The sequence below is a fragment of the Micromonospora sp. NPDC057141 genome (assembly GCF_042670805.1).
In the GTDB taxonomy this organism is placed as follows: domain Bacteria; phylum Actinomycetota; class Actinomycetes; order Mycobacteriales; family Micromonosporaceae; genus Micromonospora.
On record NZ_JBHUVA010000010.1, the window covers coordinates 1 to 17810 of the forward strand.

Annotated in this window: 14 protein-coding genes; 6 read left to right on the plus strand and 8 right to left on the minus strand. The window is 74.8% G+C overall.

The features are described from left to right. Positions 1–31: 31 nt before the first annotated feature. Positions 32–1105 (minus strand): succinyl-diaminopimelate desuccinylase, encoded by a 1074-nt coding sequence (dapE, locus tag ACFT41_RS08910; protein ID WP_377590509.1) that lies wholly within the window; start codon positions 1103–1105, stop codon positions 32–34. 24 nt (positions 1106–1129) lie between these two features. Here dapE and dapD point away from each other — a divergent pair, with 24 nt between their 5' ends. Further along, on the plus strand, positions 1130–2089 hold the full coding sequence (gene dapD, locus ACFT41_RS08915; RefSeq protein ID WP_377590508.1) for a 2,3,4,5-tetrahydropyridine-2,6-dicarboxylate N-succinyltransferase: 960 nt from the start codon (positions 1130–1132) through the stop codon (positions 2087–2089). 103 nt (positions 2090–2192) lie between these two features. On the opposite strand, the gene ACFT41_RS08920 is transcribed toward dapD, so the two are convergent. After that, positions 2193–5591 carry a S8 family serine peptidase gene (locus tag ACFT41_RS08920; RefSeq protein ID WP_377613782.1) on the minus strand — a complete coding sequence of 1133 codons (3399 nt, stop codon included), beginning with the start codon at positions 5589–5591 and terminating at the stop codon, positions 2193–2195. 140 nt (positions 5592–5731) lie between these two features. Between ACFT41_RS08920 and ACFT41_RS08925 the strand changes: the two genes are divergently transcribed. From ACFT41_RS08925 to ACFT41_RS08935, 3 genes are all read left to right on the plus strand, one after another. Continuing rightward, positions 5732–6289 carry a sugar O-acetyltransferase gene (locus ACFT41_RS08925; RefSeq protein WP_377585986.1) on the plus strand — a complete coding sequence of 186 codons (558 nt, stop codon included), beginning with the start codon at positions 5732–5734 and terminating at the stop codon, positions 6287–6289. A gap of 116 nt (positions 6290–6405) precedes the next feature. Further along, complete coding sequence (locus ACFT41_RS08930) at positions 6406–9012, plus strand: hypothetical protein (protein WP_377585984.1); 2607 nt, start codon at positions 6406–6408, stop codon at positions 9010–9012. A 146-nt stretch (positions 9013–9158) separates the two neighbouring features. Further along, a complete protein-coding gene (locus ACFT41_RS08935; protein ID WP_377585982.1) occupies positions 9159–10079 on the plus strand; it encodes a ribosome-inactivating family protein in 921 nt (306 codons plus the stop codon). A 68-nt stretch (positions 10080–10147) separates the two neighbouring features. Here the strand turns inward: ACFT41_RS08935 and ACFT41_RS08940 are convergent, their stop codons facing one another. From ACFT41_RS08940 to ACFT41_RS08950, 3 genes are read right to left on the minus strand one after another with little or no spacing between them, the layout of a single operon-like run. After that, positions 10148–10795 carry a nucleoside/nucleotide kinase family protein gene (locus tag ACFT41_RS08940; RefSeq protein WP_377585979.1) on the minus strand — a complete coding sequence of 216 codons (648 nt, stop codon included), beginning with the start codon at positions 10793–10795 and terminating at the stop codon, positions 10148–10150. After that, positions 10795–11442, minus strand: a complete 648-nt coding sequence (locus ACFT41_RS08945; protein WP_377585976.1) for an SIMPL domain-containing protein — start codon at positions 11440–11442, stop codon at positions 10795–10797. Before ACFT41_RS08945 ends, ACFT41_RS08940 begins: the two co-directional genes overlap by 1 nt. Positions 11443–11501: 59 nt before the next feature. Beyond that, entirely contained in the window at positions 11502–12557 is a 1056-nt protein-coding gene (locus ACFT41_RS08950) for a prephenate dehydrogenase (RefSeq protein WP_377585972.1), read from the minus strand. Positions 12558–12723: 166 nt separating this feature from the next. Between ACFT41_RS08950 and ACFT41_RS08955 the strand changes: the two genes are divergently transcribed. Next, a complete protein-coding gene (locus ACFT41_RS08955) occupies positions 12724–14565 on the plus strand; it encodes a M48 family metallopeptidase (protein ID WP_377585970.1) in 1842 nt (613 codons plus the stop codon). A 94-nt stretch (positions 14566–14659) separates the two neighbouring features. Here the strand turns inward: ACFT41_RS08955 and dapC are convergent, their stop codons facing one another. Both dapC and fdxA read right to left on the minus strand, forming a co-directional pair. Further along, positions 14660–15775 carry a succinyldiaminopimelate transaminase gene (dapC, locus tag ACFT41_RS08960; protein ID WP_377585998.1) on the minus strand — a complete coding sequence of 372 codons (1116 nt, stop codon included), beginning with the start codon at positions 15773–15775 and terminating at the stop codon, positions 14660–14662. Beyond that, on the minus strand, positions 15772–16098 hold the full coding sequence (fdxA, locus tag ACFT41_RS08965) for a ferredoxin (RefSeq protein ID WP_007072862.1): 327 nt from the start codon (positions 16096–16098) through the stop codon (positions 15772–15774). Before fdxA ends, dapC begins: the two co-directional genes overlap by 4 nt. Before the next feature lie 79 nt (positions 16099–16177). Between fdxA and ACFT41_RS08970 the strand changes: the two genes are divergently transcribed. Further along, positions 16178–17218, plus strand: a complete 1041-nt coding sequence (locus ACFT41_RS08970) for a GNAT family N-acetyltransferase (RefSeq protein WP_377585967.1) — start codon at positions 16178–16180, stop codon at positions 17216–17218. A 62-nt stretch (positions 17219–17280) separates the two neighbouring features. Here ACFT41_RS08970 and ACFT41_RS08975 read toward each other — a convergent pair whose 3' ends face one another. Continuing rightward, positions 17281–17745, minus strand: a complete 465-nt coding sequence (locus ACFT41_RS08975) for a hypothetical protein (protein ID WP_377585964.1) — start codon at positions 17743–17745, stop codon at positions 17281–17283. Positions 17746–17810: the final 65 nt, after the last annotated feature.

Below are 17810 nucleotides of genomic sequence, written 5' to 3' on the forward strand. Positions count from 1 at the left end.
GCTGCGAGGCGACCCGGGCCGGAGCGGGGGCTCAGGCGGGGGCGAGCCAGCGGTGCAGGGTCGCCGCGCCGTCGCGGATCTTGCCGATCTCGACGTGCTCGTCGGGGTGGTGGGCCAGGTTGGGGTCGCCCGGGCCGAAGTTCAGCGCGGGGATGCCCAGCGCGGCGAACCGGGCCACGTCCGTCCAACCGAGCTTGCCGATCGGCGCCGCGCCGACGGCCGCCAGGAACTCCTTCGCCGGGGCCGCGTCCAGCCCGGGCACCGCTCCGGCGGCCACGTCGGTCACCCGCAGTTCGAAGCCGTCGAAGACCTCCCGCAGGTGCGCCTCGGCCTCGGCCGGCGTCCGGTCGGGCGCGAACCGGTAGTTGACCTCGATCTCGCACCGGTCCGGCACCACGTTGCCGGCGACGCCGCCGCTGATCCGGACCGCGTTCATGCCCTCGCGGTAGGCGCAGCCGTCGATGGTGACCCGCCGCGCCTCGTACGCCGACAGCCGGCGCAGCACCTCGCCAGCACCGTGGATGGCGTTCACCCCGTGCCAGGAGCGCGCCGAGTGGGCCCGGACGCCGGTGGTGGTCACCACCGACCGCATGGTCCCCTGGCAGCCGGCCTCGACGATGCCGTACGTCGGCTCCAGCAGCACCGCGAAGTCCGCCTGGAGCCACTCCGGGTGCGCGTCGGCGACCAGGAAGAGCCCGTTGTGCTTGGACTCGATCTCCTCGGCCTCGTAGAAGAAGTACGTCACGTCGTAGCGCGGGTCGGGCAGGGTGACCGCCAGGTGCAGCGCGTACGCCACGCCGGACTTCATGTCGGAGGTGCCGCAGCCGTACATGAGGTCGCCGCGCATGGTCGACGGGAAGTTGTCGTTCAGCGGGACGGTGTCCAGGTGCCCGGCGAGCACCACCCGGGTGGCCCGCCCCAGATCGGTGCGCGCCATCACGGTGTTGCCGTGCCGGAAGGTGGTCAGGTGCGGCACCCCGCGCAGCACCTGCTCGACGCAGTCTGCGATGGCCTGCTCGTGGAGGGAGACGGACTCTATGTCGACCAGTGCACGGGTCAACGCCACCGGATCGGCGAGGACCTCGGGGGTCAGCGGGTTCTCCATGGTTCGCACGGTACCGTCACAGGCGTGACGACTGCACAGCCTGCGTGGGGCATCGGCCTGGCCACAATCACCGCTGACGGGCAGGTGCTCGACACCTGGTATCCGACGGGCAAGCTGGGGCTCGGCGAGCTGCCGCTGGTGCCGGGCGAGGACGAGGCGGACGTGCTGGACCTGCCGCCGGGGGCGGTCGGCGAGCGGGCGCTGCCGGGCCTGCGTACGGTCCAGGTGGTCACCGTGCTCGGCTCGCTGGACGACCCGATCAAGGACGCCGCCGACGCGTACCTGAGGTTGCACCTGCTCTCCCACCGCCTGGTGCGGCCCAACGAGCTGAACCTCGACGGCATCTTCGGCGCGCTGGCGAACGTGGCCTGGACGTCGGCCGGGCCGTGCCCGCCGGAGCGGGTGGACGAGCTGCGGGTGATCGAGCGGGCCGCTGGCCGCCACCTGGCCGTCCACGGGGTGGACAAGTTCCCCCGGATGACCGACTACGTGGTCCCCTCCGGCGTGCGGATCGCCGACGCGGACCGGGTCCGGCTCGGCGCGCACCTGGCCGCCGGCACCACCGTGATGCACGAGGGCTTCGTCAACTTCAACGCCGGCACGCTCGGCACCTCGATGGTCGAGGGGCGGATCGTGCAGGGCGTGGTGGTCGGCGACGGCTCCGACATCGGCGGCGGTGCGTCGATCATGGGCACCCTCTCCGGCGGCGGCACCGACCGGGTACGCATCGGCGAGCGGAGCCTGGTCGGCGCGAACGCGGGCGTCGGCATCTCGCTCGGCGACGACTGCGTGGTCGAGGCGGGCTGCTACGTCACGGCGGCCTCGAAGATCGCCCTGCCGGACGGCCGGGTGGTCAAGGCCCGCGAGCTGTCCGGCGTCGACGGGCTGCTGTTCTGGCGCAACTCGGTCACCGGCGCGCTGGAGGCCCGCCCGCGCACGGGCCGGGGCATCGAGCTGAACGCCGCCCTGCACGCCAACGACTGACGGTCTGTGCGCCAACGACTGACGGCCTACGCGCCCGACGACCGACGGTGGGGCCCGCCCGTCCGGGCCCGGCGGGTGGGGGCCGCCGGGCCCGGACGCCGGGTCACTTCAGCCGGTACGCCTGGATGATCCGCGTGGTCACCGTGTTGCCGGCGGTGTCCTTCGCGGTGGCGCGCAGCGACACGTAGCCGTTGCCCGCCGGGTGGCGCAGCGTCGCCACCCAGCCGGCACCCTGGCGGCGCAGTTCCGCCTTGCGCCAGGTCTTGCCACCGTCGTACGAGGCGTCGACGGTCAGCGAGGCCACCTTCGACTTCGGCGCGCCGTCCTGCGGTTCGACCCGCACCGGCACGGTGAAGGTGCGGCCCGCCGGGGCGCTGTTGTCGGGGCGCAGCGCCGGGGCGAAGCGCACCGCCGCCGCCGGCTGCGGCACGAAGTCGGCACCGGCGACGTGCGTCGAGCGGAACGTCCACGCGGCGGTGACCTCGGTGCTCAGGTCGGTGAGGTCACGCCTGGCCAGGATCTCCACCCGGTAGTCCGCCGCTCCGGGCGGCACCTCGAACTCGCCGTAGCCGGCGTATCCGCTCTCCCCGACCAACTTTCCGTTGCGGTAGAGCCGGGTCCGCTGGGGCTCGTTGAGCGACCCGCCGACGTGCCCGACCGCGTCGCTGTGCACGGAGAGGTCGACCACGATGAGGTCGCCCTGGCGGGTGATCCCCTCGGTCCCCCAGCGCCGCACCGGGAACGACGGCGCGAGCGGGGCCGCGCCCCACGTCTCGTGGCCGGTCCGTCCGGCCCGGTACTTCGTCAGCGGCGACGCCAGCAGCGCCTGCACGTTCAGCCAGACGTCGTCGCGGGTGCCGAAGTCCAGCTCCGTGCTCCAGCTCACGGCGTTGGTGCTGTAGTGCTCGACCCGCTTGCCGGGCACCGCCGTGGGCAGGATCAGCGCGGAGCCGCCCGTGTTGTACTCCGGTTCGCCGAAGACGATCCGTTCCGCCTCCAGCCCCGGGTGGGCGTCCCGGAAGGTGTGCACGACGGTGGCGAGGTCCTTGTCGCGGTAGTGCTTGACGAAGCCGGTCGGCAGCCGACCCGGGAACGCCTCCAGCAGCGCGTAGAGGTAGGGGCTGACCTCGACGTCCCGGTCGACCCACTGGCTGCCGATCGTGGCGACGAAGCTCTCCGGCGTGCTCGCCGGGCCGAGGTGGGCGCTGGTCAGCCCGGCGAAGCCGTCGCTCCACACCCCGAAGGAGTAGCTGCCGCCGTCGGGGCTGAAGAAGATCGCGCTGACGTCGACCAGCGGGGCGGTCGCGCCGCGCTCCGGCACCGTGGTCACCACCGGTTTGCCGGCGCGGGCGTCGAGGGTGAGCCGGAGATCCCGGTCGACGACCAGCTCGGGCCGGGCGAGCAGGGTGGCCCCGGCAGGGTCGCCCGCCTCGTCGGTGGCGAACAGGAAGCTGGCCAGCCCGTAGCGGCCCTTCGGCACGCGCGCGGTCGCCGTCGCGGCACCGCCGTAGATGTCGATGGGGAAGGCGAAGCCCTCCAGGTCCATCAGGCTGGTGCCGTAGTCGCCGGTGGGCTTGCCGTCCCGCCCGACGTGGCTGACGGTGACGTCGTAGCTCTCCACCTCGCGGTGCACGGCGATCGGGGTGACCGCCACGGTCTCGCCGGAGCGGGCGACGACCCGGCCGGTGTGGTAGCCGTCCGGGCCGTCGACCCGGGTGTCGGCGCTGACCTGCACCCCGGCCGTGCCGCCGGCGGGCACGGTGACCCGGGACGCGCCGAGCCGGAACAGGCCGGCGGGGTCCGGCTTGCCGTCCGGCCCGGTGGCCTCGATCGTGAGGTCGAGGGTGACCGGCGCCGACCCGGAGTTGCGCCAGGTGATCGTGCGGTCGAGCACCGGGTCGTCGTCGTGCGGCCACTGCGCCCGGCCGAACGACACGCTCACCGGGTCGCTGGTGACCTGCTGCCCGATCGCCCGGGCCACGTCGACCCGGCCCGCGCCCTGCTGGTAGGCGGTCTGCTCGGGGTGCGGCTTCGCGGCGGCCATCAGGGTGGCCTTCAGCGCGCCGGCCTTCCAGTCGGGGTGCCGCTGGGCGAGCAGCGCCACCGAGCCGGCGACGTGCGGCGTGGCCATCGACGTGCCGGAGGCCGTGACGTACCGGTCGCCGACCGGCCCGCCGAGTTCGGTGCCGGCGGCCCGGGCCGCGACGATGTCCACGCCGGGGGCGGTGATGTCCGGCTTGAGGGCGTCGTCGCCGGTGCGGGGCCCTCGGCTGGAGAAGCCGGCCAGCTCGTCGTCCCGGTCGACGGCGCCGACCGCGAGGGCGGCGTCCGCGCTGGCCGGGGAGCCGACGGAGGCGTCCATGCCGGCGTTGCCGGCGGCGAGGACGAACAGGGTGCCGGTCTGCGCGGTGAGGGTCTGCACCGCCTCCTCCAACGGGTCGACCTCCGGGGTGTCCCACCCGCTGAGGCTCATGTTGACCACGGTGGCCCGCTTGTCCACGGCGGCCCACTGCATGCCGGCGAGGATCGCGGAGTCGGAGCAGCCGTTGTCCTCGCACACCTTGCCGGAGACCAGCGTGGCGTCCGGCGCGACGCCCCGGTACTTCCCGCCGGAGGCGGCGCCGCTGCCGGCGATGGTGGAGGCGACGTGCGTGCCGTGGCCGATCGTGTCGCCCGGCTCGGGCGCCTCGCTGAAGTTGCGCGACTCGGCGAGCCGGCCGGCGAGGTCGGGGTGCTCCGGATCGACGCCGGTGTCGAGCACCGCGACGGTGACGCCCTTGCCGGTGAGGCCGGCCGCCCAGGCGGTGGGCGCGCCGATCTGCGGGACGCTGTGGTCGAGGGTGACCCGACGCCTGCCGTCCAGCCAGAGCCGGTCGACACCCCCCGCAGTGTCGACGCGGGCCGCCGCCCGTCCGGTGGTCACCGCGCCCCAGACCGCGCCGGCCCGGGCCTTCTCGGCCGTCACCGCCGCGCCCCGGATGGCCGGCAGGTCGCGGGTCACCCGGGTGCCGGCGACGGCCCGGCGGGCGTCCCCCGGCCGGTACGACACCAGCAGCGGCAGGCTGTCGCGGCGGGCGTCGTCGTAGCCGGCGGCGATCAGCTCGGTCACGTCGAACAGCCGGGGGTCCACCCGGCCGGAGCGCAGCAGGGGCAGGGCGTCCTGCGGCTGCACGGTGACGTGGCCCCGGTCGCGGCGGACCAGGAAGCGCAGGTCGGCACGCCCCGCTCCGGGACGGATGCTCACCGCCCCGGAGCCGGTGACGGTGACCCGGTCGCCGGTGACCAGGGTGACGGTGGCCGGTCGGCCGGCGGCGGGTCCCGCCGGACCGGTTCCGCCGGCTCCGGCCGAGCCTGCGGCGAGCATCGCGGGGGACGTCGTTCCGGGGGACGTGGCCGGGGCGGCGGCGGCCGGGGCGGCGGCGGCCGGGGCGGCCAGGGGCGCGGCGAGCACCAGGCCCAGGGCCAGCGCCAGGCTGGCCGGTTTTCTTCCCTTTCGATGCAACTTGATCCTCCTCATGAGGCGTCATCACTGACAGGGGTCGCATTGACCGGGAGAAGAATTGCATACTCGGTATGCATAGGTGGAGACAAAAACGTGACGAACTTCGCACAGAGTCGAGATCGGGCGGGGATCATCGCCCGATGACCTCCATGAAGGACCGCATGCTGGCCGGCGAGCCCTACCGCGCCGAAGGGCCCGAGCTCCTGGCCGACCTGGACCTCGCCGCGCGCCGCAGCGAGGCGTTCAACCGCAGCTCCGCCGCCGACCCCGAGGCCCGACTGGCCGCCCTGCGCGAGCTGCTCGGCTCGGTCGGCGAGGACACCTGGGTCCGCCCGCCGTTCCACTGCGACTACGGCTTCAACATCCACCTCGGGCCGCGCGGGTTCGTCAACTTCAACGCCGTCCTCCTCGACGTCGCCCCCATCACCGTCGGCGCGGACGCCCAGATCGGACCGAACGTGCAGCTGCTGACGGCCACCCACCCCGTCGACCCGGAGCCCCGGCGACAGAAGTGGGAGGCGGCGCAGCCGATCACCCTCGGCGACAACGTCTGGCTCGGCGGCGGGGTGATCGTGCTCGCCGGGGTCACCATCGGCGACAACACCGTGGTCGGCGCCGGGGCCGTGGTGACCCGCGACCTGCCGGCGAACGTCGTCGCCGTGGGCAACCCCGCCCGGGTGGTACGCACCATCGACTGAGCCGCCCGAATTCGGTCATCACGGCGCCCACCTGCGAAAACGTCTCGCTCCAGGGGTGGCCGAAGCAGGCCCAGAGGGTGCACTCTGGGTAGTGGAGCCATCACTAGGAGGTACCGATGGCCGCTCGGGTGCTCGAACTACGCGTACACGGGGTGTCCAACACTCCCCCGGACCAGGTGCTCGGCCTGGCCCCACAGCCCGGCGACGACGGCCCCCGCCCCTGGCTCGTCGCCGGCGACGAGGTGACCGGCTTCTACCGCTCGACCGACGTCGGTCCGGACGACGCGGTGGTCGTCGAGGCGTACAGCTGGGGGCAGTTGACCTCCGGAGCGCGGACCGCGCGGGACGTCGAGCGGGCCCTCTGGACGCTGCTGCTGCCCTTCACGCTGGCGAACGTGGCGCTGCACGCCCGGCCCGGCATCCCACCCGACCCGGACGAGGAGCGCTGGGGCAGCCGGTCCGGGATCACCGCCTGGCTGGTCCGGCTGTTCTGCCTCAGCCTCACCGGGACGCTGGTCCTCGCCGCCACCGGCATCGGCGTGGACCTCATCGCCTGGCAGTGCGTCGACGAGGAGTGCCTGCGCCGCGTCCCGGGCGGGTGGGAGTTCCTCGCGCACGGCTGGTGGCGGCAGGGCGCACACTCCCTCGTCGTCGGCCTCGCGATCCCGCTGGGCCTGCTGGCGCTGCTCGGCCTGCTCGCCTGGCGGACCTACCAGTACGAGGCGGAGATGCCGGCCGCACCGGCCACCCGCCCGGCTGCCGACCCCGCCCCGGCCGGCGCGGCACCTCAGGACGACGGCCCGCCGCAGGAGAACCCCGCCACTGCCAACCCGTTGCAGGACCCCACCTTCTGGTGCGGCGAGGGGCAGCTGCGCCGCGCCGGGGTGCTGCACCTCTGCGTCGGCGCGGTGGTCGCGGCGGCCGTGCCGCTCGGCGCGGTGCTCGCCATGGACCCGCCGCTGGGCATACGGGCCGCCGTCGCCTGGCCCACCGTGGCGCTCCTCGGCGCGGTGGTGCTGATCGCCGTGGTGGCGCTGGGCCGGCCCTGGCTGAGCCGCCGCGCCGGGGACACCCCCCTCGGCCCATGGAGCGTCGCCGTCATCGTGCTGACCTGCGCCGGGGTGACCGGAACGGTGCTGCTCCTGCTGCTGCCGGACGGCCCGGCCGGCACCCCGCTGGCGCAGCTGCGCCCGCCCGCCGGGTGCATCCGCGACCCGGCCCAGGCCGGCTGCCTCATCGACCGCTCGCTGCCCGGCTACGACTGGATCATCGCCTGGTACGGCACCGGGCAGGTGCTCCTGCTCGCCGCCATCGGCGCGGTGGCCCGGTCCGGCCGGCGGGCGCTGGCCGCGCCGGTCGCCGCCGCGCTGCTCCTGCCGCTCGGCGTCGCCTGGATCGCCGGCTGGCTGCCCGCGAGCACGCCGGTACCGGAACGGCTGGACGACTGGATGCTCACCGTCCCCGCGATCGCGCTGGCCGGCGGCGGGCTGCTGCTGCCGCGCACCGGCCCCGCCGCGCGGCCCCGCCCCGGGCAGCCGCACGCCGACCTCGCCTGGGGTGGGCGGGGGCCGGCGGTGATCGCCGGATTCGGCTGGCTGCTCGGCATCGCGTACTGCTCCGGGGTGCTCTACTGGGTCACCGACCGGCTCACCGACGGCAACCCGGCGGGCGGCCGGACCGGGGTGGTCCCGCCGCTGCCGGTGATGTGGGCCGGTCTCGCCTTCGCCGTCGCGGTGCTCGCGCTGGCCGGCGTCGCGCTCCGCGCCGGCCTGCTGTTCCGCCGGCTCCGCCGGCAGGAGTACGCCGAGCTGGTGCCCGGCGACAACACCCTCTCCGCCCACGACCGGCGGCGCTGCCGCGACGTGAGCGCGTTCCGGGCGCTGCACCGGCTGGTGGGTGAGCACGCGCTACGCCTCATCGGCTGGTACGCGGCGGTCGGCGCCGCGCTCGCCACCCTAGGCTCCGCCGCCGCCCTCTCCCACGTCCCGCCCGACGCGGCCACCCTCACCGGATGGCCGACGGTGGTCAAGGCGGTGGCCGACGCCGGCGACACCCTGCTCGGCTGGCTGCCGGTGGCCATCGCCGCCGTGGGGCTCATGGTCTACCGCAACGACACCGTGCGCCGCTCCGTCGGGGTGCTGTGGGACATCGGCACCTTCTGGCCCCGGGCCGCGCACCCGCTCGCCCCGCCCAGCTATGCCGAGCGGGCCGTGCCGGAACTCCAGACCCGCACCGCCGGCCTGCTCGCGCTCGACGAGCACGACGTACGCCGGGTCGACGGGATCATCCTCTCCGGGCACAGCCAGGGCGCGGTGATCTGCGCGGCGGTGCTCCTCCAACTCCCCGCCCGCTGGCGGCGGCGGATCTGGTTCTTCTCCTACGGCTGCCAGCTCACCCGGCTCTACGGGCGGATCTTCCCGGCGTACTTCGGGCCGGACCGGCTGCCGGCGCTGGCCGACGCGCTGCGCGGGCCGTCCGGGCGGCCCGGCTGGACCAACTTCTGGCGGGACACCGACCCGCTGGGCTGGCCGGTGACGGCCGGCGAACGGAACCTGCCCGTCCACGACCCGGACGCGCTGCACCCCACCGGCGGGGAGGTCGCCGACCCGCCGATCCGCAACCACAGCGCCTACCCGGACGCCGCCGAGTTCCGCCGCGAGCGGGCCCGGGTGACCTGGCTGCTGCGGCGCGGCGTCCCGGTGCCCCGGCAGGGCGTCGGCTGAGAGCGGCGGCGACGCTGCGTAGTTTCTGCGTGTCTTCTTCGTGGTCCCGCCGCCATCCATCGAATGAGATGGAAACGCGGATGGCGGCCCGCCCCGGGCCGTCGCCGCGACCACGGCCACGGCCACCGGCCGGAGGAAGGAAGATCATGTTGCGTACCACGAGGCCACCGCTGGGCGGACGGCCCGCGCACCCGACGCTGCGCCGCCTCGCCGCGCTGCTCACCGCCATTGCGATGGCTCTCGGGCTGGTCACGGTCGCCCCGCCGGCCGCTCAGGCCGACTTCACCGGCAACTACACCGTCTTCGACTGGAACCTCGACAGCCTGAACTACGTGGGCTCCCCGGGCCCGTCCCAGCAGGCGGCGACCGACTACTGGAACATGCTCGCGCAACTGCACCGCGTCGCCGGGCACGACTTCCTCGGCGACAACGTCGACGAGACCACCCAGACGGGCGCCCAACTGATCGAGATCCGGCTCAGCCTGTCCGGCCTCTACCGGGCGTCCGTCTACCTGTGGTCCAACAACCTCTACGTCGCCGGCTTCTACTCCGCCAGCACGGGCCGGCACTACCAGTTCACCACCTACTCGGACGTGTTCCAGGCCCGCATCCGGGCCATGGCCCCGAACGCCCAGTTCACGACCATCGGCAGCGGCTCCTACACGGGCCTCAGCGGCGGCAGCCCGGAATCCCGGGCCGGTCGGCAGATGGGCCGCGCGACCATGATCGGGTCGCTGTACGTGCTGTTCACGCCGAACTCGTACACCCAGGCGCGCCAGCAGCAGGCCTGGGTCGACATCATCCAGTTCGTCGCCGAGGCGGCCCGGTTCGGGTCGATCCTCAACACCGTCTACAACAACCTCCGCAACGGCACCGGCAACCAGATGGGCACGAACAACATCGAGCTGGAGAACAACTGGGGGGCCGTCTCGTCCTTCATCCACCAGCAGGCGGACGGGGACTACCCCGTCGGTCACCACATCCAGATCTGGGGGCAGGTCTTCTACTTCATCAGCACGCTCGTCGCGAGGATCGGCTACGTGATGATCAACAACGGCTCCCGCTGACCGGGCGACCCACCCCGCGTCTGGCCCGCGCCCAGCGCAGCTGCCCGCAGCGCCGGCCCGCCGCCCGCTCAGCCGGGCGGCGGGTCGGCCAGCCGGACCACCAGGTCGGCCCGGCCGGCGGTGCCGGCCACCAGGGCCGCGTTGGTTTCGTCACTGCCCAGCGCCCAGGCCCGCGCCTGCTCCGGTGACCGCCCGTACGCCTCGTGCCGGGCGGTCAGCCGGCGCTGCCGCACCTCGGCGTCCAGGTCGAGGAACCACGCCTCGTGCAGCAGCGACCGCACCTCGTCCCACGGGTAGTCCGGCAGCAGCAGATAGTTGCCCTCGGTCACCACCAGCCGGACCTCCGGCGGCACCTCGACCGCACCAGCGACCGGCTCCTCCAGGTCCCGGCGGAACTCCGGGGCCCAGACCGAGGTCGGCTCCAGCCGGCGCAGCCGGCGCAGCAGCGCGACGAACCCGGCCACGTCGAACGTGTCCACCGCGCCCTTGCGCACGTCCCGGCCGAGCCGGCGCAGCTCCGCCTGGGCCAGGTGGAACCCGTCCATCGGCACCAGCCGGGCCACCCCGCCCAGCTCGGCGACGACCCGCCCGGCCAGCGTCGACTTGCCCGCCCCGGGTGCGCCCGCGATGCCCAGCAACTGGCGGGGACCGGCGTCGGCGAGCGCGCGGGCCCGGGCCACCAGCTCCTCGACGGCGAGCACGTCGGCGGTCGGCATCAGCCCAGCACCGGCTCGGAGATCGTGAACCGGGCGTCCACCGCCGCGTGCACGGTCTGCGGCTGCGGGTCCAGGTCCAGCTCCGGCGGGCCGCCGGACTCCACGCCGCCACCGGCGAACGCGGCACGGGCGAACATCGGCTGCGGGGCCGGCCCGGTGTCGGCCAGCTCCAGCAGGGCCGTCACCCGGGCACCGAGGGCCTCCGCGTACTCCCGGGCGCGGGCCAGCGCGTCGGCGATCGCGGCGTGCCGGGCGTCCCGGTGGGCCGGGCTGTCCGGCCGCAGCGACCACCAGGGGCCGGCGATCTCGACCTGGTCCTGGTCGGCCAGCCGCAGCATCAGCTCGCCCAGCGCGGTGAAGTCGGTGACGGTGACGGTGGTGGCGACGCTGCCGTGCCAGGCCACCACCCGCTCGCCGGAGCGGCGCGTCTGCGGCCACACCCGCAGGTCGCCGGTCTCCCGGCGGTCCACGGCCGGCTCGGCGGCGTCGAGCAGCACCCGCACGGCGGCGGCCCGCTCGGCGAGCCGGCTCAGGACGGCCTCCCGGCTGCGGTCCCGGGCCGTCGCGGTCACCGTGAACCGCGCCAGCTCGGGAGGAACCTCCCGGTACGCCTCGCCGCGCACCGCCACGACCGGTCCGTCCACCATGCCCTCACCCTAGAGGAAGGGCACCTTGTTGACGCATTCTGTAGAGCAGGGGCCCCTTCTTAACACCCGCTGGGCAGGTGGGCGGCGTACGTCACCGTGGCGTCCGTGACCGCACAGCCGGTCAGGTAGCCGCCGGCCGCACCGAGCGACAGCAGGTACGCCAGCTCACCGTCCACCGCCGCAGCGGCCGGTCCGTCGGCGGCCCCGTCGAGCGGCAGGGCGCGTGGACGTTCGAGCGGGAAGGCGCGGGGGGCGGCGGCGGGCAGCTCCCGGTCGAGCAGGGCCAGCCGGAGACCGTGGGCCCGCTGCTGGAGCGCGAGCAGGGCCGCCGCGTCGCCGTCCCGCAGCGCGGCGGCGTACCGGTCGAGGAGACCGGTCACCCGGGCGAGCTGGGCGAGCACCTGGTCACGGTTGCTCAGCAGCATGTCCACGGTCCGGGTCGCCGGCGTACCGACGATGCGGGTGCCGTCGCGGAAGCTGCCGGCGGCCAGGCCCAGCGCGGCGTCGCGCAGGTCGGCTTCGGCCACCGTCGCGGCGAGGGTGCCGGCCAGCAGGTGCGGCAGGTGCGAGGCGAGGGCCGCCGCCGCGTCGTGGGCGTCCGGATCCAGCGGTACGACCCGCGCGCCGAAGACGTCGACGAGCAGGGCCGCCAGCGTCCGGAACCGGTCGAGGCCCTCCGCCGTGGGGCAGAGCACCCAGGCCGCCCCGTCGAAGAGGGCGGGGCTGGCGGCGGTCAGCCCGGCGCGCTCGGTCCCGGCCATCGGGTGGCCCGGGACGAACCGGCCGGTCAGCCCGTGCGCCGCCGCGTACCCGGCGATCCCGCCCTTGGTGCTGCCGACGTCGGTGACCACGCAGTCGGGGCCGGTCAGCTCGCTGACGGTGCCCAGCGTCTCGGGCAGGCTGGACAGCGGGCCGCAGAGGAACACCACGTCCCGGTCGCGGACGGCGTCGGCGAGTTCGTCGGGGCAGGTGACACCCCGCGCCCGTCCCTCCGCCCGGGTGGCGGCGTCCGGGTCCCAGCCGGCGACGTCGAGCCCCCGTTCCCGCAGCCGGAGCAGGATCGAGCCGCCGATGAGCCCGGTGCCCACCACCGCGGCCCGGAGAGTCTCCACCATCACGCACCTCGGCGTCTCGGTCGGTTCCCGTCGAGATCGCCCCGACCCGGTCCGGCCCGAGGATATCTCCCCGTCCGGAAGGTGGTTGCCGGACGAAGATCGAAAGCCGTACGGTCCCCTCCGCCGCCCACCGCACGGGTGGGCGTACGGGGGAAGGGACAGCACCATGTCCGCGACGTACCGGGCGCTCGCCTCGGTGCTCATGTTGATCGGCTTCTATGTCGTCGCGCTGCTCCAGCTCGCCGCCGTCGTCGCCTTCGCCGTCTGGATCCACCAGTGGGCCAGCGGCCTGGTCACCGCCAAGCTCACCATCCCGCTGGTGCTCGCGCTGGGCGCGGTGCTGGTGGGTCTGTGGCGGGCCATCCGGACGAAGAACGAGCCCGCTCCGGGCCTGGTCCTCAGCGAGCGGGAGGCCCCGCAGCTCTGGGCCACCGTGCGCGAGCTGGCCGCCGCGGTCGGCACCCGCGCCCCGGACGAGATCCGGCTGGTGCCCGAGGTGAACGCGGCCGTCGCCGAACAGAGCAGCATGCTGGGCCTGGTCGGCGGCCGGCGGACCATGTACGTCGGGTTGCAGCTGCTCCAGGCGATGCGGGTGGACCAGCTCCGTTCGGTGCTGGCGCACGAGCTGGGCCACTACTCGGGCCGGCACACCCGGCTCGGCGGGGTGGCGTACCGGGGTCGACTGGCGATCGCGGAGACCATCGGGCGGATCAGCAGGCGCAACCCGGTCGGCTGGGTCTTCCGGGGGTACGCGAAGCTCTACCTGCTGGTGGACAACGCCGCGTCGCGCCGCCAGGAGCTGGAGGCCGACCGGTCCTCGGTGCGGCTGGCCGGCCGGGAGGCGGCCACGTCCGCGCTGCGTACCCTGCCGGCGCTCGACGCCGCCTGGGCGTTCTACCTACGCCGGTACGTCGAGCCGGGTTGGTCGGCGGGGCTCGCCCCGGACGACTTCTTCGGCGGCTTCGCCAAGCTGCTCGCCGGCCGGCGGAACGAGATCGACGAGCTGCGGGAGAACGCGCCCGACGAGAAGGCCTCCCGCTGGGACACCCACCCGCCCATCGGGATCCGGGTGGCCGCGATGGCCGACGCACCGGTTGACCCGGCTGCCCCCGACGAGCGGCCGGCCGCCGTCCTGCTGGCCGACATCGACGCCGCCGGCCAGGCGTTGCAGGGGCTCGTGGTCGATTGCGAGGGACGGCAGGTCCTGCCGTGGCCCGAGTTCATCGCGGCGGCCATCGCCGCCGGTGGGCAGCGCGAGGCCGACGCCGTCTACCGGGCCGCAGGCCGGTTCACCGGCGCGGAGAATCCCGGCCTGGCCACCGTGCTGGACCTGGTCCGCGCGGGTCGGCTGGGCGAGTTCGCCGAGCGGTTCCTCACCGGGGTCGACCCGGAGGAGGCGGCGGCCCGGTTCGCCGGCCCGATGGGGTCACTGCTGGTCAACGCCGCGATCCGCGCCGGGCGGGCGCACTGGCGGCTCTCCTGGTCGGCCCCGGCCCGGTTGGTCGGCCCGGACGGCGAGCCGTGCGACCTGTCCGACATCGCCAAGCTGGCGGTGGATCCGCTGACCCTGGACGACGCGCTGGCCCGCCTCGCCGAGCTGGGCGTCGACCCGGACGGTGCGACGGTGGTGCAGCGGCGGGTCTCCGGCCGGGACGCCGACCTCGTCGGCGGGCTCGCCAACATCAAGATCGACGGTACGGAGCACGACGTGCTGGTCCTGGACCGGGGGCTGGTGCTGATCGCCGACCCCGGCAAGGCGAGCCAGGGCGAGGAGCGGCTGCGGGCGCTGGTCGGCTCGGTGCCGGTGGCCGAGCTGGCGGGCCGGCACACCTTCTGGCCGTACGAGGAGATCACCTCGGTGGCGGTGAAGCGGGAGGTGCCGCTGAAGGCCGAGCTGACCCTGCACGACGGGCGCACGGTGACGATGCAGGAACTCTTCTTCGGCGAGCTGCTGGAGAAGAGCAGCCGCGACACCCTGCTGGCGGTGTTCCGGCGGATCAACGGGTGACGCCCCGGGTGCCCCGGCCGGTCGGTCCGGGGCACCCGGGCACACCCGCAGAGCAGGCCCGGGGGCCAGGGCTGGGCCGCAGAGCAGACCCCGGTCAGGGCTGGGCGAGGCGGGCGGCGACTGCCGCGACGTGCTCGTCGGACTCGGTCAGCGCCGCCCGGACGTGCTTCGCGCCACCCGGCCCGTAGAAGACGCCTGCGGCGACCAGGATGCCCCGGCGGGCCAGCCAGTCGACGGTCGACCAGCAGTCCTCGCCCCGGGTCAGCCACAGGTAGAGCCCGGCCTCGGAGTGCTCGACGGTGAACCCGGCCCCGGTGAACGCGGCCAGCAGCCGCTCGCGCCGCGCCCGGTAGCGCTCCCGCTGGGCGTCGGCGTGCTCCTGGTCGCCCAACGCCGCGATCATCGCCGCCTGTACGGGCGCCGGCACGATCATGCCGGCGTGCTTGCGCACCTTCAGCAGCTCCGCCACCAGGGCGGGGTCACCGGCGACGAAGCCCGCGCGGTAGCCGGCCAGGTTGGAGCGCTTGGACAGCGAGTGCACCGCCAGCAGCCCGTCGTACGACCCGCCGCTCACCTCGGGCGCGAGCACGGAGACCGGCTCGGCGGCGGCCGACCAGCCCAGCGGCAGATAGCACTCGTCGCTGGCCACCACGGCCCCCCGCTCCCGCGCCCAGTCGACCACCTTGCGCAGGTGGTTGGCGGGCAGCACCCGGCCGGTCGGGTTGCCGGGCGAGTTGACCCAGACCAGGCGGACCCGGGGGTCGGGGCCGAGCGCGGTCAGCGAGTCGGTGCGCACGGTGGTCGCACCGGCGAGCCGCGCCCCGTCCTCGTACGTCGGGTAGCAGATCGACGGCACCACGACGACGTCACCGGGCCCGAGGCCGAGCAGGGTGGGCAGCCACGCCACCAGTTCCTTGGAGCCGATGGTGGGCAGCACGCCCAGGCCGTCGACGCGCACACCGCAGGACCGGGCCACCCACGCCGCGACGGCGTCCCGCAGGGCGGGGGTGCCGGCGGTCAGCGGGTATCCGGGTGCGTCGGACGCGTCGGCCAGGGCCTGCCGGATCACCGGGGGCACCGGGTCGACCGGAGTGCCCATCGACAGGTTGATCGGGCCGTCCGGGTGCGCCGCGGCCAGGGCGGCCGCGGCGTCCAGGGTGTCCCAGGTGAACTCGGGCAGCCGCGACGAGACCGGCGCGGGCCGGTTCAGTGGCCCTCTCCGCGCGGCGGCTGGCCCGCGACGAACGTCGCGTCCTTCTCCACCTTGCCGATCTTCGAGGCTCCGCCGGGCGAGCCCAGGTCCTCGAAGAACTCGTAGTTCGCCCCGGTGTAGTCCTTCCACTGCTCCGGGACGTCGTCCTCGTAGAAGATCGCCTCGACCGGGCAGACCGGCTCACAGGCACCGCAGTCGACGCACTCGTCGGGGTGGATGTAGAGCATCCGGTTGCCCTCGTAGATGCAGTCGACCGGGCATTCCTCGATGCATGCCTTGTCGAGCACATCCACGCAGGGCTCGGCGATGATGTAGGTCACCGGTCTTCTCCTCCGCAAGACACGCCGCGATCACCCGCGACGGTTAGAGCCTAGTATCTCGCCGGGGAGGGGGTCGATCGTGCTCCGACAGCAGGATGTGGGACACCGGATCGTGGTTCGCCGGATTGTGGGGATTCGCGAAGGCCGGCCGCTCTTCTCCGACGCGCTCGGCGAGCTGGTCGAGCTGACCGAGACCCATGTCACTCTGGCCACCGACCAGGGCCGGCTGCGGGTGCCGGTGGCCGAGGTGCACCGGGCCAAACGGGTGCCGCCGGCGCGTCGGCCGACCGCCGCCGCCGTCGTGGCGCTGGAGCTGGCCGCCGACGAGGCGTGGCCGGCGCCCACCCGGGGCCGGCTCGGCGACTGGCTGCTGCGCGGCGCCGAGGGGTGGAGCGGGCGGGCCAACTCGGCGCTGCCGGTCGGCGACCCGGACCGGCCGCTGCCGGCCGCGCTGGACGCCGTCGAGCGCTGGTACGCCGACCGCGCCCAGCCGGCCCTGGTCAACACGCCGCTGCCGCTCGCCACCCCGGTCGGTGCCGAGCTGGACGCGCGGGGCTGGACCTCCCGCCCGCTGGTGCTGGTGCAGACCGCGCCGCTCGCCCCGCTGCGCGCCGGCCGCCCCGAGCCGCCACCCGGCCACGCCCACACCCTGCCGGACCAGACGGACCCACCGCCCGGCCAGGCCGACCCATCGCCCGCCGCGCCCGTCCGGACCGGCCTGCCGCCGGTCGAGCTGGCCGCCGCGCCGTCCGACGACTGGCTCGCGGTCGCCGCCGGGCGCAAGGGCGGCCTCCCGGCCTCCGCCCGCCACGTGCTCACCGCCGTGGGCCAGGTCCGCTTCGCCCACGTGTACGCCGACGGCGCGCTGCTCGCCGTCGGCCGCGGCACGGTCACCGGCGACGGGCGTTGGCTCGGGCTGAGCCTGATCGAGGCGCTGCCGCACGCCCGCCGCCAGGGCCTGGCCACCCACATCATCCGCGCCCTGGCCGACTGGGGCGCCGCCCTGGGCGCCTCCGGCGCCTTTCTCCAGGTGGAGCAGCGCAACACCCCGGCGGTGACCCTCTACCGTGGTCTGGGCTTCACCACGCACCACACCTACCTCACCCGCGTCGCCCCCTGACGAACATGGCGCGGCGGGCGGCGTGCCACCCGGGCGGCGGTCGGCCACCGGCCACGGGCCGGTCAGCGGCGCACGGTGCGGCGCGGCCTGGCCGTCTTGTTCTCGGCGTAGCGCTTCAGCATCCGGGAGCGGTGGTCGCGGCCGAGCGCGGTGGCCGTCAGGTAGCCGACGAGGACCCCGGCGGCGGTCGCCGCGAGATAGAGCCAGATCTGGGCGAAGAAGGTGCCCGCGCCACCGCCGAACGGGTTCTGCCCGACCAGCAGCGGCCCGACCAGGACGGTCAGCAGCAGCGCGACCCCCACGGCGGCGGCCACGTCACCGGCCCACCGGCCCACCGGGTGGTCCTGCCCCCAGCGGAACGCCAGCACGGCGAGGATCAGACCGATCGCCAGGAACATCACCAGCGAGACCCGGTCGGCGGCGGTGACGTCGCCGTCGAAGCCGAGCCTGATGACCACCCGGGCGACCACGTTGACCGCGAACAGCGCCCCCGCGAGCACCCCGACCGCCCGCCACCGATCTTTCATCGCACGTCTCCCGCCGCACCGCCCGCCCCGACGGCGGGCCTCCTGGCAGGAATATCTACCACCGG

Bases quoted from the DNA above. Each gene is read 5' to 3' on its own strand.
- dapE (WP_377590509.1), bottom strand. From the start codon at position 1,105: ATGGAGAACCCGCTGACCCCCGAGGTCCTCGCCGATCCGGTGGCGTTG.
- ACFT41_RS08925 (WP_377585986.1), top strand. From the start codon at position 5,732: ATGACCTCCATGAAGGACCGCATGCTGGCCGGCGAGCCCTACCGCGCC.
- ACFT41_RS08930 (WP_377585984.1), top strand. From the start codon at position 6,406: ATGGCCGCTCGGGTGCTCGAACTACGCGTACACGGGGTGTCCAACACT.
- ACFT41_RS08935 (WP_377585982.1), top strand. From the start codon at position 9,159: ATGTTGCGTACCACGAGGCCACCGCTGGGCGGACGGCCCGCGCACCCG.
- ACFT41_RS08940 (WP_377585979.1), bottom strand. From the start codon at position 10,795: ATGCCGACCGCCGACGTGCTCGCCGTCGAGGAGCTGGTGGCCCGGGCC.
- ACFT41_RS08945 (WP_377585976.1), bottom strand. From the start codon at position 11,442: ATGGTGGACGGACCGGTCGTGGCGGTGCGCGGCGAGGCGTACCGGGAG.
- ACFT41_RS08950 (WP_377585972.1), bottom strand. From the start codon at position 12,557: ATGGTGGAGACTCTCCGGGCCGCGGTGGTGGGCACCGGGCTCATCGGC.
- ACFT41_RS08955 (WP_377585970.1), top strand. From the start codon at position 12,724: ATGTCCGCGACGTACCGGGCGCTCGCCTCGGTGCTCATGTTGATCGGC.
- ACFT41_RS08975 (WP_377585964.1), bottom strand. From the start codon at position 17,745: ATGAAAGATCGGTGGCGGGCGGTCGGGGTGCTCGCGGGGGCGCTGTTC.